We start from the raw sequence: 17046 nt of genomic DNA, 5'->3' as shown, positions 1-17046 counted from the left end.
GAAGGACTTCAGTTTAAGAACCTGCGGCCTATAATAAAAAACGCGTTATGGGGGAAAATCCCCCGGAAAATCGCATGGAGAATGACGTGGCATCACTGATCTATTCCTTTGCCCAGCTTGAAGCGTTCACTGCCGTCGCTGAACACGGCAGCCTGATGAAGGCGGCCAGTAAACTCGGCAAAGATCGTACTACCCTGCGGGATCTGATCGATTTCCTTGAGGATGGGCTGGGCTATGCTCTGTTCCTGCGGGAGGGGCGCAGCCTGCGCCTGACGCCGGAGGGGGAGCAGCTTCAGCGGCAGGCGCACCTGCTGATGCGCCAGGTCAAAGCGTTTGAGGCGTTTGCCAGATCGGTACCGGACAGCGCGACGCAGGACATCGCCCTCGCTTACGATCCGTTCACCCCCAGAGCTTTTTTACAGGCGCTGATTGCCACACTGGCGACGAAAAAGATCCGCCTGAGCCTGACCAGCGCATCGCGCGATGAGGCGGAAGCGATGCTGGCAAACGGTCAGGCCGATCTGGGGATCTGCCAGGCGCGCAACCGCAGCGTGGGCAATGAGATGGAGTGGCGGGCGCTGGGGGCGATCGAAATGGATTTTTACGCCGCAACGGCGCTTTTTGCGGAGGTTGCGTCGCCGGTGTCGCTGCTCGATCTCTCTCTGGTGCCACAGGTGATTATGCATCCCGCGTCAGACGAGCCGGTTGCCCGTCGCCTGCAAATTTCAGGGCACACGCTTTTCACTAACGAACTGGAAATGCTGCGCGGCCTGCTGGAACAGGGCTGCGGCTGGGGGTTTTTACCGACCCATCTTCAGGCAACGCAGTGGAAAAATGTAAAAAGGCTGCCCACCGAAGTGGGCAGCCAGGGGATAAGCCAGACGATGGTCACTATCTGGAAGCCGGGCAGCGACAAGCGCGGGTTGATCAACGATACGCTGTCGCTGCTTCCGGCGTTATGGAAACGTTCAGCGCTGTGAGCACCCTTTGCACTGTTTATTCTGGATCTGCTGGAAGAAGTCGTGGCCTTTGTCATCTACCAGGATAAACGCCGGGAAGTTCTCCACTTCAATTTTCCAGATGGCTTCCATTCCCAGTTCAGGATACGCCACGCACTCCAGACTCTTGATGCTGTTTTGCGCCAGCACCGCCGCCGGGCCGCCGATGCTGCCGAGGTAGAAGCCGCCGTGCTTATGGCAGGCGTCGGTGACCTGCTGGCTGCGGTTACCTTTGGCCAGCATGATCATGCTCGCACCGTGGGATTGCAGTAGGTCCACGTAGGAGTCCATACGCCCGGCGGTGGTTGGGCCTAAGGAGCCAGACGCGTAACCTTCTGGCGTTTTCGCCGGGCCTGCGTAGTAAATCGGGTGATCTTTAACGTACTGCGGCAGTTCTTCCCCGTTGTCGAGCAGCTCTTTCAGCTTCGCATGGGCGATGTCACGCGCCACGATGATGGTGCCGCTCAGCGACAGGCGGGTGGAGACCGGGTGCGCGGAAAGCTGCGCCAGAATGTCGGGCATCGGCTTGTTCAGATCAATGCTTACCACGTCGCCTTCTCCCTGCTGGCGCAGGGATTCAGGAATATACTGGCCCGGATTGTGCTCCAGCTTCTCAATCCAGATCCCCTCGCGGTTAATCTTCGCCTTGATGTTGCGGTCAGCGGAGCAGGAGACCCCCATGCCGATCGGGCAGGAGGCGCCGTGGCGCGGCAGGCGGATTACGCGAATGTCGTGGGCAAAGTATTTGCCGCCAAACTGCGCGCCAAGGCCGAGGTTTTGCGCTTCCTGAAGCAGTTCCTGCTCAAGCTGGACGTCGCGGAACGCCTGGCCGTGCGCGTTGCCTTCGGTTGGCAGGCCATCGTAGTAGCGCGCAGAGGCGAGCTTGACAGTTTTCAGCGTGGCTTCCGCTGAGGTGCCGCCGATAACGAAGGCGATATGGTAAGGCGGGCAGGCCGCGGTGCCCAAGGTCCGCATCTTCTCAACCAGATAATTTTTCAGCTTCGCCGGGGTGATCAGCGCTTTGGTTTCCTGATACAGATAAGTTTTGTTGGCAGAGCCGCCGCCTTTCGCCATGCACAGGAATTTATACTCGTCACCATCAACGCTGTAGAGGTCGATCTGCGCGGGCAGGTTGGTGCCGGTGTTCACCTCTTTATACATATCCAGCGCCGCATTCTGCGAGTAGCGCAGGTTGTCTTCAATATAGGTGTTATACACGCCCTGACTCAGCGCCGCTTCGTCGCCGCCGCCGGTCCAGACGCGCTGGCCTTTCTTACCCATAATGATTGCCGTGCCGGTATCCTGACAGGTGGGCAGCACGCCTTTCGCCGCAATCTCGGAGTTGCGCAGGAATTGCAGGGCAACGTACTTATCGTTCTCGCTGGCTTCCGGGTCGCTCAGAATAGCCGCAACCTGCTTCTGGTGAGAGGTGCGCAGCATAAATGCCGCGTCGTGGAAGGCCTGCTGTGCCAGCAGGGTCAGCGCCTCTGGCTCGACTTTCAGCACTTCCTGACCGTCGAACTCGGCAACGGAAACGTGCTCTTTGGTCAGCAGATAATATTCGGTATCGTCATGCGCGAGGGGGAAGGGGGTCTGGTAGATAAAGGGTTTGTTTGACATAGCTTGCTCCACAAAAATTTAACCGCCGGAGGAAATGTCCGGCGGTCAGGAATCAGAACATCATGGACATCCACGGGTAGCCAATCAGCAGCAGAGCTGCCAGGAAGATGGCGCCGAAGATGGTGCCGAGGCGCCAGTAGTCTTTGGTTGGCAGGTAGCCGCTACCGTAGTAAATCGGGCTTGGACCGGTACCGTAAGGGGTGATGATCCCCATCACGCCCAGCGAGGTCACCATCAGCAAGACGAACACTTCCATATTCATGCCCGGAATGGTGGAGGCGATGGTCAGCATCGCCGGCAGCAGCGCCGTGGTGTGCGCGGTGGTGCTGGCGAACAGGTAGTGCAGCAGATAGAACGCCAGCAGCAGTACGATGGTGGCGACACCCGGAGAGATACCGCTCATCAGCAGGCCGCCTTCTTTACCCAGCCAGCTGATAAAGCCGGTGGAGGAGAGGCCATCCGCCAGCGCCACCAGGGTAGCGAACCAGACGAAGGTGTTCCACGCGGCTTTGTTGCCGGTGATATCGTTCCACTCCAGCACGCCGGTCCACAGCATCAGGCCAACGATCAGCAGGGCAGCCATGGCCGGTTCAATCCACGCCGCGGCGAAGATCCACATCAGCAGCGCACAGCACACGAACACCAGCAGCAGGATCTCATTGCGCGACAGTTTGCCCAGTTTTTCCAGTTCACGGGTCGCCCACAGCGGTACTTCGTTGTTTACCTTCACTTCCGGCGGGTAGAACCAGTAAGCCAGCAGCGGCATGGTCAGGATCAGCAGGATGCCCAGCGGCAGGAAGGCGAGGAACCAGGTCCCCCAGGAGATATCAATTCCAACCGTGCTTTTTACCAGCGCCAGCGCCAGCAGGTTAGGTGCCAGAGCGGAAAGGAACATCGAGCTGGTGATACAGGCCGCGGTGATGGCTACCCACATCAGATACGAACCGATTTTGCGCGCGCTTGGGTCATTGGGTTTTGAACCGTACAGCGGCGGCAGGTTGGCGATGATCGGGTAGATGGTCCCGCCGCTGCGCGCGGTGTTGGATGGGGTGAACGGGGCCAGCAGCAGGTCCGCAAACGTAATGGCGTAACCGAGCGTCAGGCTGCGACGGCCCAGGTACTTCACCAGAATCAGCGCCAGACGGCGGCCGAAGCGGGTTTTGTCGTAGCCTGCGGCGAACATAAAGGCACCGAAAATCAGCCAGACGGTGGAGTTACCAAACCCGCTGACCGCCCATTTAAAGGAGGCGCCCGCCAGCTTGAATTTTGGGTCAGCCAGCTGTTCCGGGCTAAAGAGTACCCACTGGCTGCACAGCGCAATCGCCACGACGCCGGTAAGACCGATCACGGCGCCCGGCAGCGGTTCGAAAATTAAGCCGACGATGACGCCGACAAAGATGGCGAAGTAGTGCCACGCATAAGGCGGCAGCCCTTCCGGAACGGGGACAAACAACAGCAGGACGGCAACAATGAAGGGCAAAGCCATCATCAGCAGTCGTTTTGCTGTTCCATTTGATGCCAGATTCGCCGCAGGAGGCGTTACAGCAGTTTTTGTATTCATAGTTTCACGTCTTAAGTTGTCAAAAATTCGTCGCCCGGCGAAAACACAAATTCGATTGAAATATCCTTTTTGCTTTTTTTAGTTATTTAAGGTGCGGATTTGTGTTTTCACTAATAGCGATTTAACGCATTTTGGTTTGCGCTAAATAAAAAATGATGATGTTTTTATATTGCTCTTTTGAATGCCATAACTATTGATCGCGATCAAAAAAACGGAACTGAATGGCTATTTTTATATTTTTTATAATAACCACTCTGAGTAGTGTGGTTATTCGCTAATTTTACGCATCTTATGTATCAAAACTATAACATTTTAATTCTGGTGCTTTTGTTTATCATTGTTTTGTAAGGTTTTTTGATGGGTTTGGTGTATTGGTTTGACCTTTTATAATTTAACTTTTTTTAAATTCTTGTGAACGAGTGAAACATTCCCGCTAACACCAATGTGTTATTAATGTTATCGAAGGGATTAAATAGTTTATTAACTAACGTAATGACTTTAGAAACTAAAAAAAGCTTTATATTACTATCATGACATCGGCAAAAAACACGAAATAAAAAATCATCCCGATAACGAATTCTTAATTTTTAAAGTTTGGAGTTTCTATTATGAGCACTAACGAACGTATTTTAAGCCCCTTCACATTACCGAATGGTACTGAACTGAAAAACCGTTTGTTAATGGCCCCGATGACAACCTGTACCGGTTATTACGATGGCACCGTGACCAGCGAGCTGGTGGAGTACTACCGCGCCCGCGCGGGCAGCATCGGCACCATCATCGTTGAGTGCTGTTTTGTTGACGATCTCGGCCTGGCGTTCCCGGGCGCAATTGGTATTGATAACGACGAGAAAATCGCCGGGCTGGCAAAAATCGCTGACGCTATCAAGTCCGAAGGCTCCAAAGCCCTGCTGCAAATCTACCACGGCGGCCGCATGGTCGACCCAAAACTGATTGGGGGCCGCACGCCGGTTGGCCCAAGCGCCGTTGCCGCGCCGCGTGACGGTGCCGCCACGCCGGTTGCCCTGACCGCGGAAGAGGTGGAAGGCATGATCGGCAAGTTCGGCGAAGCCGTGCGCCGCGCAATTCAGGCCGGGTTCGACGGCGTCGAAATCCACGGGGCGAATACCTATCTGATCCAGCAGTTCTTCTCCCCGAACTCTAACCAGCGCGACGACGAGTGGGGCGGCAGCCGCGAAAACCGCGCGAAATTCCCGCTGGCGGTGCTGGACATTACCCACAAGATGGTGCGCCAGTACGCGGACGACGCGTTTATCATTGGCTACCGTTTCTCTCCGGAAGAGCTTGAAGTCCCGGGCATTCGCTTCGAAGACACCCTGTATCTGCTGGAAAAACTGGCCGCGCGCGGGGTAGATTATCTCCACTTCTCCGTTGGCGCCGCCCTGCGTCCTTCTATCGTCGATACTCAGGACCCGACGCCACTTATCGAAAAATACTGCGCCATGCGCTCTGACACGCTGGCGCAGGTACCGGTGATGGGCGTTGGCGGCGTGGTGAATGCCACGGATGTGAATGAAGCACTGGATCACGGTTACGACCTGATTGCCGTTGGCCGCGCCACCATCGCCTATCCGGACTGGACCGATCGCATCGCGGCGGGCGAAAGCCTGGAGCTGTTTATGGACAGCACCCGACGCGAAGAACTGAGCATCCCGGAACCGCTGTGGCGCTTCTCGCTGGTGGAAGCGATGATCCGCGACATGAGCATGGGCGAATCTAAATTCAAACCGGGCACCTTTATTGAAAAAGTGCAGGACGATGCTAACGAACTGGTGATTAACGTCAGCCTCGAAACCGACCGCATCGCCGATATCGAACTGGCCTCCGGCCCGAGTGAAGACGTGGAGTTTGTCACCAGCTTCGAAGAGATCCGTACCCGTATTCTGGACGCCAACACCCCGCACGTGGATGCTATCACCGGCGCGACCAGCCAGAGCGAGGCGGTGAAAAAAGCGGTCTCGAAGGCGATGCTGAAATCCAGCAAAGCGCTGGCGGCAGAAGAGGGCGCTGACCCGAATGAGACTAAAAGCGTGGATGTGGTAGTGGTCGGCAGCGGCGGCGCCGGTCTGGCGGCGGCGATTCAGGCTCATGACGAAGGCGCGAGCGTGCTGATCGTCGAGAAAATGCCAACCATCGGCGGGAACACCATTAAAGCCTCGGCCGGGATGAACGCGGCGGAGACCCGCTTCCAGCGCGTGAAAGGTATTCAGGACAGCAAAGAGCTGTTCTACCAGGAAAGTCTGAAAGGCGGTGGCAACAAGAACAACCCTGAACTGCTGCGTCGCTTTGTCGAGATCGCGCCGCAGGCTATCGAATGGCTGGCCACGCGCGGCATTATGCTGAACGACATTACCACCACCGGCGGGATGAGCATCGACCGTACGCACCGTCCGAAAGACGGTTCCGCAGTGGGCGGGTATCTGATCAGCGGCCTGGTGCGTAACGTCAACAAGCGCAATATCGAGGTGATGCTGGATACCTCCGTGAGCGACATCATTTTCGAAAATGGCGAAGTGACCGGCGTGCGTCTGACCACCGAAGAGAACGAAACCCTCACCGTGGCAACCAAAAGCGTGATTGTGGCAACGGGCGGCTTCAGCGCCAACAGCCAGATGGTGGTGAAATACCGTCCGGATCTGGCAGGGTTCGTTACCACCAACCACAAAGGGGCGACCGGAGGCGGTATCGCGCTGCTGGAGCGTATCGGTGCGGGCACCGTGGATATGGGCGAAATTCAGATCCACCCAACCGTTGAGCAGAAAACGTCGTATCTGATTTCCGAATCCATCCGCGGCGGCGGGGCGATTCTGGTAAACCAGCAGGGCAACCGCTTCTATAACGAAATGTCGACCCGCGACAAAGTCTCGGCGCAGATCATCGCGCTGCCGGAGAAATACGCTTACATCGTCTTTGACGAGCATGTTCGCGCCAAAAACAAAGCCGCGGATGAGTACATCGCAAAAGGGTTTGTTACCAGCGCCAGCTCGCCAAAAGCCCTGGCGGAAGCGCTGGGGATGGATCACCACCAGTTCCTGGCAACGCTGGAACGCTACAACGGCTTTGTGGAGAAACAGCACGACGATGATTTCGGCCGCACCACCGCGCTGCGTGCGCCAATCAACGAAGGGCCGTTCTACGCCATTCAGATTGCACCGGGCGTTCACCACACCATGGGCGGCGTGACCATTAACACAGAAACCTGCGTGCTGGACAGCAACCACAACGTATTGCCGGGAGCGTTTGCTGCGGGTGAGGTTGTCGGGGGCATCCATGGCGGTAACCGCATCGGCGGTAACGCGGTGGCAGATATCATTATTTTTGGTACGCTTGCAGGACATCAGGCGGCTATGCGTTCGAAAACACGGTAAGGCTCCTGTTTCCCCGGCGGCGCGGTGCCTGCCGGGGCTACATCTGAGGACTCATGAAATGCCTGATAGCCATCGCGTTTACAGCTACTCCGCCGTTCTGATGGGATCGCCCATCCTCCTGAAACTCTTTTCCCATGACGAAGCGCTTGCCTCTCGCGTGTTTCGCCTGATCAAACAGTACGAAGATCTGCTCACCGTTAACCGAGCGCACTCCCAGGTAATGGACATCAACCATGCGGCCGGTCAGCATCCGGTTGCCGTCAGTCGCCCGGTGTTCGAGCTGATCCGCTGCGCGAAAGCGGCCAGCCTGCTTAAAGACAGCGCCTTTAACCTGGCGATCGGCCCGCTGGTGAAGCGCTGGAAAATTGGCTTTAAGGGGGACGCTGTACCGCCCGCGGACGAGATCGCCGCCTTGCTGGGCATCACGCATCCTGCGGACGTGGTGCTGGATGAAGCCAACAGCAGCGTGTTCCTTACTCGCCAGGGAATGGAGATCGATCTGGGGGCCATTGCTAAAGGCTATATCGCCGACAGGGTGCGGGATTACCTGCATAAAGAGGGCGTTGAACTTGGGCTGATCAACCTTGGCGGCAACGTCCAGACGTTAGGCTCGCCGGAGGGCGGCTGGCGCGTCGGCCTGAAAAAACCGTTCGCCGGTGACGCGCTGATTGGCGCCATGACGGTCGAAAACCGGTCGGTGGTGACGTCAGGCACCTATGAGCGCTACTTCGAGCTGAACGGCAAACGTTATCACCACATACTTGACCCACGCACCGGCTACCCGCTGGATAACGAACTGGACAGCGTGACGATTATTTCGCCAGACTCCCTCGACGGCGATATCTGGACCACGCTGATCTACGGCATGGGCGTGGAAAAGGGCTGCGCCGCGCTGCGTTCGCGCCCCGATATTGAAGCCATCTTTGTCACCAAAACAAAAGAAGTGGTGATCTCCTCGATGCACCACTTCCGTTTTACCCTTCTGGACGACAGCTACCGAATTACTGGCAGTACTGTTTGAGTAGGCCGACCTGTTCCGGCTGCAAACGGTAGCGATAAACCGGCCGGCCGGTAGCGCCGTAGTGAATGCTGGTGAACAGGATATTAATTTGCGCCAGCCAGATCAGGTATTTGCGGCAGGAGACGCGGGAAATGTTGACCGCATTCGCCAGATCGTCGGTGGAAAATTCTATCTCCGGATGGCTGTCGATCCACTGGCAAATGGTGCGCAGCGTCTGCGGCGTCAGGCCTTTCGGTAATTTTTTGCTGTCGGCCAGCTCCGGCGCGCCGCCGTGGATCAGCCTGTCGACGTCGGCCTGTTCATAATACTGATGCGATCCCATCAGGCTGCGCTTTGCCTTCCAGCCGTTCAGCGCCTCTTCAAAACGCGGGAACTGGAACGGTTTAATCAGGTAATCCACCACGCCATAGTGCATTGAGGTCTGGATCGTTGCGGCGTCGGAGGCCGACGAGATCATGATGACATCAATCGGGCGGCCCGAAGCGCGGATGATGGGCAGCAGATCCAGCCCGTTATCCTGCTGCATATAGACATCCAGCAGCACCAGATCGATCGGCTGGCCTGGGTTGGCGATCAACGCCTCGGCCTGGTTGAGCGTGGAAGCGACGCCGCAGCAGCTAAAACCCTCAACGCGGTTAACATACAGACGGTTGAGGTCGGCTACCATGGCGTCATCATCGACAATTAACACATTTATCACGCGATATTCCTCTCGCTATCCCAGGGGATCTGAACAAAAAATTGGGTAAATACGCCAGGCTCCGACTCGACGGTAATATCTCCGCCCAGATTCTGGATCTGCTGACGCGCAAGGAACAGCCCAACGCCGCGGTTTTCACCTTTTGTTGAGTAGCCCTTTGTAAAAATAGCCTCCAGCCGCTCGGGATCAATGCCGGGACCGTCATCGCTGACCTCACCGCTCAGCCAGCCGTTCTGATAATGCAGCAGCAGGCCGATCTCGCCTTCCGGCTGGCCTTCCATCGCATCCAGGGCATTTTCGATTAAATTGCCCAGCACGGTGATCAGCACCGCAACCTGCTCTTCATTGGCGGTGTCGGGAAGCTGACTCTCCTCCGCCAGCGTCAGGGTCACTCCGGCCTCTTTAGCGCGGTTAATTTTACCCAGCAGGAAGCCCGCAATGACCGGCGATTTAACTTTGCGCTGTATTGCGCCGATATCCGTCTGATAATTCTGCGCGGTCTGGATGATGTACTCCTCCAGCTTATCGTAGCGCTTCATGTGCAGCAGGCCGAGGATCACGTGCAGCTTATTCATAAACTCATGCGTATGGGAGCGCAGGGCATCAACGTAGCTGACCATGCCATCAATACGCTGCATTAACTGGCTGATTTCGGTTTTGTCGCGGAACGTGCTGATCGCCCCGATCACCTGATTCTGGCTTTTCACGGGGACCATGTTGCACAGCAGCAGCCGCCCGTTACAGCCGATCTCCTGATCCTGGCGGGCAATGCCGGTCCTGGATACTTCGCGCAGGCTGGCCAGCAGCGGTTCACTGCTGCTTTCGGAGTGCTGGCCCGAGGTCAGGAGTAATATTTCTCTGGCGGTGTGGTTAATCATCGTCACGCGCCCGTGCATATCCACGGCCATCACGCCTTCGCGCAGGGACTGCAACATGGCCTGGCGCTGCTCAAAGAGGGCTGAGATTTCGTAAGGCTCCAGCCCAAAGAGGATACGTTTCAGAACCCGGACCAGACCCCATATCGCCACTGAGCTCATCAGAACGCTGAATAAGATGGTCCACACGGCGTTGAGCCGCCCGCGGGCAATCTGATCTTCAACTTTATTCAGCGAAATACCCACCACCACCACGCCGATCTGGTCGTGCTGGTCGTCATACACGGGCGTAAAGACGCGCAGCGCTTCCGCGAGCGCGCCGCGGTTAACGGAGACATTCTCTTTCCCTTCCAGGGCGGGCGTCAGATCGTCGCCAATAAAATGCAAACCTAACAGCGCTTCGTTTGGATGGGAATAGCGGATCCCACGCAGGTCGGTGACCACGGTAAACAGCAGGTCGTTGCGCTTCGTCACCGCCTCGGCAATCGGCTGGATGATGCCAGCCTGCGGCGATTCCATCAGGCCACGCTTGATCTCCGGGCTGTCGGCCAGCGTCCTGGCGATACCCAGCGCGGTATCTTTCACGTCATCGCGCGTGGCGCGGGTGATCTGCACAGAGTACAGCGCGAAGACCACCAGCAGCACCGAGCCGATAATCGCGCACACCATCAGCGTAACCAGCGTATTCAGCTTCATAGGGCGCTTGCGCGTCGGGGGGAAGGGCTGCAAATCGCTCATTAACACTCCGCGATGAATAAGAAAGGGCTAATTATCGCTGATGACGGGCGTTTCATAAAGCCATGTAAAGAGAGGCGTTTCGTGAGCCTCCTCTCAGGTGACCTATATAAAACACTTTATAGTGTGAGGGTACTCATAATAAGGAGGCAGTTTATGAGCATTATGCTTACCGGTACGGCCAGGGAAAGACGGCACGCCAGCACCACGAACATCGACAGATTATCGACGCTGGATATGCTTAACGTCATACACCAGCATGACGCGCAAATCTCATCTGCACTTACCCCTCACTTAAGTATGCTGGCACGCGTGGTGGATAACGCGGCGGCGACGCTTAGCCACGGCGGACGTCTGGTACTGACCGGCGCGGGCGCGTCCGGACGCGTGGCTGAACAGGCGGCAGAAGCGTTTGCCCCGGGAAAACATCCCGTCATTGCGATGACAGCAGGCGATCACGCCGGTAGCTACGCGCGCGGCGTTGCCGACCTTCAGACGATAGAATTTGGCGAGCATGACATGATGCTGGCGCTGTCCGTCAGCGGCAAAACCCCATGGGTATGGGGCGCGATGCGTCATGCGTGGTCTCTGGGCTCAACGGTTGCGATCATTACGGAGGATGCGCAAAGTGAAGCGGCGCAGCTGGCGAGCATGGTCATTGCCCCCGAACTGGGCGCGGATGTGGTGGCCGGGTATACCAACGCTAAAGCAGGCATTGCGCAAAGCATGAGCCTGCATATGATCACCACCGGTCTGGCGGTACGTTCCGGACGGGTGTACAGCAACCTGCGCGTTGATCTGGAGGCAAGCAACACCAGATGGGCCGAACGACAAATTGCCATTGTGATGGAAGCGGGGGGATGTAGCCGGGCTCAGGCGAAGGCCGCGCTGGAAAGCTGTAACCACCAGTGCAAAACGGCGGTACTGATGGTGCTGACGGGGCTGGATGCCTGGAAAGCGCACGAATTGCTGGCGCAGAATAACGGGTTTGTTCGCCTGGCCTTGCAGGAAGCGCCGTAAGATTTCAGCGTCAAATAAAAAAAGCCCGCATCGCGGGCTTTAATATTGATGGGAATTAGAACTGGTAGGTCATGCCTACGCCAACGATGTCATCGGTAGAAATACCGTTTGCTTCGTAGAAGCGTTCATCGTTGTCCAGCATGTTGATTTTGTAGTCAACATAGGTAGAGAAGTTCTTGTTGAAGCTGTACGTCATGCCCACGTCGATGTAGTTAACCAGATCCATATCGCCTTTCTGACCCTGCGGGTTGCCGGCGTAGCCTGGATAAGTCATGTCCTTACCTTTAGAGTAAACCCATGCCAGGGATGGACGCAGACCGAAGTCGAACTGATATTGTGCCACTGCTTCGAAGTTCTGAGTCTTATCCGCAATACCATCATCGCCGTATGGGGTCATGTTGCGGGTTTCAGCGTACATCATTGCCAGATAGACGTTATTGGCATCGTATTTCGCGCCAATGGTCCATGCTTCGGCTGTTTCACCGCCAGCAAAGTGGGCGTTATTTCTACCCGCACCGACTTGTTCGTTAGTACGGTCAGAAGAAGAGTATGCAGCACCCAGGCTCAGACCAGACAGATCGCCAGAGAAGTCATAAGAGGTGGACATACCGAAGCCGTCGCCGTTCTGGAAACGAACATCATCATGGCCGTTTTTGGTGCCTTCCTGATTTTCGTTTGCGTTGCCACCTTCATTATTACCCTGGTATTGCAGCGCAAAGTTCAGGCCGTCGACCAGACCGAAGAAATCGTTATTACGATAGGTCGCCAGACCGTTAGCACGACCGTTCATGAAGTTATCGGTCCAGGTGTAAGAATCTCCACCAAATACCGGCAGCATATCGGTCCAGGCTTCAACGTCATACACGACGCCGTAATTACGGCCGTAATCAAATGAGCCGTAGTCGCCATATTTCAGGCCAGCGAATGCCAGACGGTTGAAAGATTTATCACCTGCGCCTTCGGTGTCGTTAGCGTAGGTTTTATATTCCCACTGGCCATAGCCTGTCAGGTCGTTCGTGATCTGCGTTTCGCCTTTGAAACCCACCTGTACATAGGTTTCATCGCCGTCGTCGCCAGGGTTGTCGGAGAAGGTATGACGCGCATCAACCTTACCGTACAGGTCAACTTTGTTGCCATTCTTGTTATACATTTCCGCCGCATTTACTGCGCCAGCCATTAATAACGCGGGTACGAGAATTGCCAGAACTTTTCTTTTCATTATATATTCCCTTTAAATATAAATTGTCTGAATATATGTAATTACCCTCCGTAACTACATGGCTGATACTATTCTATGGATTATTATTTAGGTTCAAAAATAAATGTAATTAAAGTGGTAAAAATATTACAAAATATTTCTTTTTATATCTTTATTTTTCACATGAATTAATTCATTGAAAATATAGCGGGTAATTATTATTAAGTATTTCGTAATTCTATTTATAAAGGATTTTAATTCGGGTGTATTATAATTCACTCACTTTTGAGCAACAGGACAGGATGATGGAACTTGCGCAGTGGCAACACCGTTTTGAGCGCTGGCTCGACGAAAATCATTTTACTGATGATGCGGCGCACGATATCGCCCATTTTCACCGCGTCTGGATGACGGCGCAGGGTATTATGGCTGACGAGGATAGCGATCCGCTGGTTGTGCTGACCGCATGCTACTTCCATGACATTGTCAGCCTGCCGAAAAATCACCCGGAACGTAGCCACTCCTCGCGGCTGGCAGCGCGAAAAACGCGCGAGATCCTCAGTCGCGACTTTCCTGATTTTCCGCCGGATCGTTATGCAGCCGTTGAGCATGCTATTGAAGCGCACAGCTTCAGTGCCGGTATCGCGCCGCAAAGCCTGGAGGCCAAAATTGTGCAGGATGCCGACCGGCTGGAGGCGTTAGGCGCTATCGGCCTGGCGCGCGTCTTTGCCGTCTCCGGTGCGCTGGGCGCCGCGCTGTTTGATGCCGACGACCCGTTCGCCGGAACACGAGCGCTGGATGATAAAGCCTTCGCGCTCGACCACTTTCAGACCAAATTCCTGCGCCTGCCTGACACCATGCAAACCGCGCGGGGGCGCGAACTTGCGCGTCACAATGCCGATTTTCTGATCCAGTTTATGGCGAAGCTGAGTGCCGAATTACAGGGCGATTACCTCGGAACCGACAGCCAGATATTGACCCATTTCCGTCGCAGTGTGCGATCCTGAACTGTGGTACTCTGTTTTCTGTCTTTATTGTCCGGTTAAGAGAATGCAGGAAAATCGATCAGTGACTGTGCCCGCGCCTGAGCGGGTTGAGAAATCAACGGCAGCCGTGCAGGCACTCCTGCGTCAGCTGCTGGAAATGTATGATGCTAGAACGCTGGCAAACCAGCTGGTGGCCCATGGCGAGAGCCACTGGAGCCCGGCGATACTCAAGCGGCTGCTGATAAGCGACAGGGCAGGTCACCGCCTGAGCGATGGTGAGTTCCGCTATCTGCAAAATTTGCTGCCGCGTCCGCCTGCTGCGCATCCAAATTATGCCTTTCGCTTTATCGATCTCTTTGCCGGTATCGGCGGCATTCGCCATGGCTTTGAAGCTATTGGCGGGCAGTGTGTATTCACCAGTGAATGGAACAAACATGCCGTCCGTACCTATAAAGCCAACTGGTATTGCGATCCCGACGCGCACCAGTTCAACGCGGATATTCGGGATGTCACGCTGAGCCACAAAACCGGCGTCAGCGATGAAGAGGCCGCCGAACACATTCGCAATACCATTCCGGCGCACGATGTGCTGCTGGCGGGCTTTCCGTGTCAGCCGTTCTCGCTGGCTGGCGTGTCGAAGAAGAACGCGCTGGGACGCGCACACGGCTTTGCCTGCGATACGCAGGGCACACTGTTCTTTGATGTTGCCCGGATCATTGATGCCCGCCGCCCGGCAATTTTTGTCCTGGAGAACGTCAAGAATTTAAAGAGTCATGACGGCGGCAAAACCTTCCGCATTATCATGCAAACGCTGGATGAACTGGGTTATGACGTGGCGGATGCAGAGGACATGGGGCCGGACGATCCGAAAATTATCGACGGCAAACACTTCCTGCCGCAGCACCGCGAACGCATCGTGCTGGTGGGCTTCCGCCGCGATCTCAATCTGAAAGGCGATTTTACGCTGCGTGATTTGCCCTCGCTGTATCCGGCGCGCCGCCCGACGGTGGCCGATCTGCTGGAGCCCGCCGTCGATGCGAAATTCATTCTGACCCCGGTGCTGTGGAAATACCTCTATCGCTATGCCAAAAAGCATCAGGCCAAAGGCAATGGCTTTGGGTTTGGCATGGTCAATCCGCTTAATCCTGACAGCGTGACGCGTACGCTGTCGGCGCGCTATTACAAAGATGGTGCGGAAATTCTTATCGATCGCGGCTGGGATAAGGCGCTGGGCGAAAAAGATTTTGACGATCCTCAGAACCAACAGCACCGACCGCGGCGCTTAACGCCGCGCGAGTGCGCCCGCTTAATGGGCTTTGAGACGCCGCAGGGCTACAGTTTTCGCATCCCGGTGTCGGATACCCAGGCCTATCGTCAGTTTGGCAACTCGGTGGTGGTGCCAGCCTTTGCCGCGGTAGCTAAACTGCTGGCCTCACGCATCAGCAAGGCCGTTCAGCTTCGTCAGAGCGAGGCCGTCGATGGCGGACGTTCACAATAAGGCCACGCGCAGTAAAAACATGCGTGCCATCGGCACGCGTGATACCGCGATTGAAAAACGGATCGCGGGCCTTCTGACCGCCGCCGGGTTTGAATTCAGGGTTCAGGATGCCACGCTTGCCGGGCGTCCTGATTTCGTCATCGACGCGTACCAGTGCATCATCTTTACCCACGGCTGTTTCTGGCATCATCACGACTGCTATCTGTTTAAAGTCCCGGCGACACGCACCGACTTCTGGCTGGAGAAGATTGGCAGAAACGTCGAGCGTGATAAACGCGATGTTTCTCAGCTTTACGCTCAGGGCTGGCGGGTGCTGATTGTCTGGGAGTGCGCGCTGCGTGGAAGAATGAAGCTGAATGACGTGGAACTGACGGAGCGGCTGGAAGAGTGGATCTGCGGCGGCGGTCAGGCCGCGCAGATCGATACCCAGGGCATTCACCCGATCACGGTTTCTCCACCTCACACCTCGTGACAATCGGTTTCGCGGGCAGCAAATGTTTACCCAGCGTGACCAGTACCACGGCAAAGACAATCACACCCAGCGCCAGCCATTCAATCGTCGACAGCACTTCGCCCGCAAAACCGGTACCCAGCAGCACGGCAACGACCGGGTTAACGTAGGCGTAGCTGGTGGCAACCGCCGGTGAGACGTTGCGAATCAGGTACATATAGGCGTTGATGGCGATAATCGAGCCAAACAGCGCCAGATACCCGACGGCCAGGAAACCTGAAAGGTCTGGCATCGCCGTCAGTTTTTCACCCGTCAACGCGGAGGCCATCAGCAGCACAATGCCCGCCGCGAGCATCTCAATCGCACCTGCCATCATCCCGGAGGGCAGCTCGATGCGTGAACCGTAGACCGAGCCGAAGGCCCAGCTCATGGAGCCGATCATGATCAGAACGGCAGCCCAGGGGTTCCCGCTCAGGTTACCGCCGCTGTTCAGCAGGATGATACCCACAAGCCCAATCGCGATGCCCAGCCATTCGAGCTTACGGGTGCGGATCCCGAAGAGGCGACTAAAGCAGAGCGTAAACAGCGGCACGGTTGCGACGACCACTGCGGCGATGCCCGACGGCACGTTCTGGTGTTCGGCGACGGTTACCGCGCCATTGCCCACCGCCAGCAGCAGCAGGCCAATCAGGGCGGCGTTAAGCAGGGGACGCCGCGGCGGTAGTCTGTGGCCGCGCAGCAATAAAAACGCCATCAGCAGCACGCCGGCCGTAAGGAAACGAATACCGGCCATCATCAGCGGGGGCCAGCTTTCCACGCCTACACGAATGACAAAATAGGTGGACCCCCAGATGATATACAGGGAAAAGAGTGCTCCAATGAGCGGTAATAAATGCCGGAAACGCATAGTCCCTCACGACGAAATAAAAAGTTCGCTCATAGTTAACGCCAAAACTATCAGCCTGGCGAGTGCTTTAATTGTGTTGTTGATGTG

The 17046-nt window shown here is 56.0% G+C and carries 13 protein-coding genes; 7 read left to right on the top strand and 6 right to left on the bottom strand.

What is annotated here, in order from left to right:
- Window positions 1-74: 74 nt before the first annotated feature.
- Window positions 75-980 carry a LysR family transcriptional regulator gene (locus tag ACOTY5_RS09260; RefSeq protein ID WP_039270487.1) on the top strand — a complete coding sequence of 302 codons (906 nt, stop codon included), beginning with the start codon at window positions 75-77 and terminating at the stop codon, window positions 978-980.
- Here the strand turns inward: ACOTY5_RS09260 and fumA are convergent.
- On the bottom strand, window positions 969-2618 hold the full coding sequence (fumA, locus tag ACOTY5_RS09255) for a class I fumarate hydratase FumA (RefSeq protein ID WP_045142640.1): 1650 nt from the start codon (window positions 2616-2618) through the stop codon (window positions 969-971). The genes ACOTY5_RS09260 and fumA overlap by 12 nt on opposite strands.
- Before the next feature lie 52 nt (window positions 2619-2670).
- Window positions 2671-4179: an anion permease gene (locus tag ACOTY5_RS09250; RefSeq protein ID WP_074132696.1), complete on the bottom strand. Its 1509-nt coding sequence runs from the start codon at window positions 4177-4179 to the stop codon at window positions 2671-2673.
- A gap of 608 nt (window positions 4180-4787) precedes the next feature.
- Between ACOTY5_RS09250 and ACOTY5_RS09245 the strand changes: the two genes are divergently transcribed.
- Both ACOTY5_RS09245 and ACOTY5_RS09240 read left to right on the top strand, forming a co-directional pair.
- Complete coding sequence (locus ACOTY5_RS09245; RefSeq protein ID WP_062934154.1) at window positions 4788-7568, top strand: flavocytochrome c; 2781 nt, start codon at window positions 4788-4790, stop codon at window positions 7566-7568.
- A 58-nt stretch (window positions 7569-7626) separates the two neighbouring features.
- The gene (locus tag ACOTY5_RS09240; protein ID WP_017383329.1) at window positions 7627-8589 is read left to right on the top strand and encodes an FAD:protein FMN transferase; all 963 of its coding nucleotides are present in this window, start codon (window positions 7627-7629) and stop codon (window positions 8587-8589) included.
- Here the strand turns inward: ACOTY5_RS09240 and dcuR are convergent.
- Complete coding sequence (gene dcuR / locus ACOTY5_RS09235; protein ID WP_003859556.1) at window positions 8570-9289, bottom strand: two-component system response regulator DcuR; 720 nt, start codon at window positions 9287-9289, stop codon at window positions 8570-8572. The two genes, ACOTY5_RS09240 and dcuR, sit on opposite strands and share 20 nt — an antisense overlap.
- Window positions 9286-10902, bottom strand: a complete 1617-nt coding sequence (locus ACOTY5_RS09230; protein WP_032619380.1) for a sensor histidine kinase — start codon at window positions 10900-10902, stop codon at window positions 9286-9288. Before ACOTY5_RS09230 ends, dcuR begins: the two co-directional genes overlap by 4 nt.
- A 153-nt stretch (window positions 10903-11055) precedes the next feature.
- Here ACOTY5_RS09230 and ACOTY5_RS09225 point away from each other — a divergent pair, with 153 nt between their 5' ends.
- A complete protein-coding gene (locus ACOTY5_RS09225) occupies window positions 11056-11919 on the top strand; it encodes an N-acetylmuramic acid 6-phosphate etherase (protein WP_045142637.1) in 864 nt (287 codons plus the stop codon).
- 55 nt (window positions 11920-11974) lie between these two features.
- On the opposite strand, the gene ompC is transcribed toward ACOTY5_RS09225, so the two are convergent.
- Entirely contained in the window at window positions 11975-13138 is a 1164-nt protein-coding gene (gene ompC / locus ACOTY5_RS09220) for a porin OmpC (RefSeq protein ID WP_023294961.1), read from the bottom strand.
- Window positions 13139-13422: 284 nt separating this feature from the next.
- Between ompC and ACOTY5_RS09215 the strand changes: the two genes are divergently transcribed.
- From ACOTY5_RS09215 to ACOTY5_RS09205, 3 genes are read left to right on the top strand one after another with little or no spacing between them, the layout of a single operon-like run.
- Window positions 13423-14124 carry a phosphohydrolase gene (locus ACOTY5_RS09215; protein ID WP_045142274.1) on the top strand — a complete coding sequence of 234 codons (702 nt, stop codon included), beginning with the start codon at window positions 13423-13425 and terminating at the stop codon, window positions 14122-14124.
- Window positions 14125-14167: 43 nt separating this feature from the next.
- Complete coding sequence (locus ACOTY5_RS09210) at window positions 14168-15601, top strand: DNA cytosine methyltransferase (RefSeq protein ID WP_108720743.1); 1434 nt, start codon at window positions 14168-14170, stop codon at window positions 15599-15601.
- On the top strand, window positions 15582-16073 hold the full coding sequence (locus ACOTY5_RS09205) for a very short patch repair endonuclease (protein WP_017383335.1): 492 nt from the start codon (window positions 15582-15584) through the stop codon (window positions 16071-16073). Before ACOTY5_RS09210 ends, ACOTY5_RS09205 begins: the two co-directional genes overlap by 20 nt.
- Here the strand turns inward: ACOTY5_RS09205 and yedA are convergent.
- Window positions 16045-16959 (bottom strand): drug/metabolite exporter YedA, encoded by a 915-nt coding sequence (gene yedA / locus ACOTY5_RS09200; RefSeq protein WP_045142276.1) that lies wholly within the window; start codon window positions 16957-16959, stop codon window positions 16045-16047. The two genes, ACOTY5_RS09205 and yedA, sit on opposite strands and share 29 nt — an antisense overlap.
- Between the last annotated feature and the right edge of the window lie 87 nt (window positions 16960-17046).

It is taken from the genome of Enterobacter cloacae complex sp. SHL018, from assembly GCF_049237905.1.
GTDB classification, from domain to species: domain Bacteria; phylum Pseudomonadota; class Gammaproteobacteria; order Enterobacterales; family Enterobacteriaceae; genus Enterobacter; species Enterobacter hormaechei_C.
The sequence above is the reverse complement of the archived record's forward strand: the minus strand, read 5'-3'. Positions and strand labels throughout refer to the sequence as shown.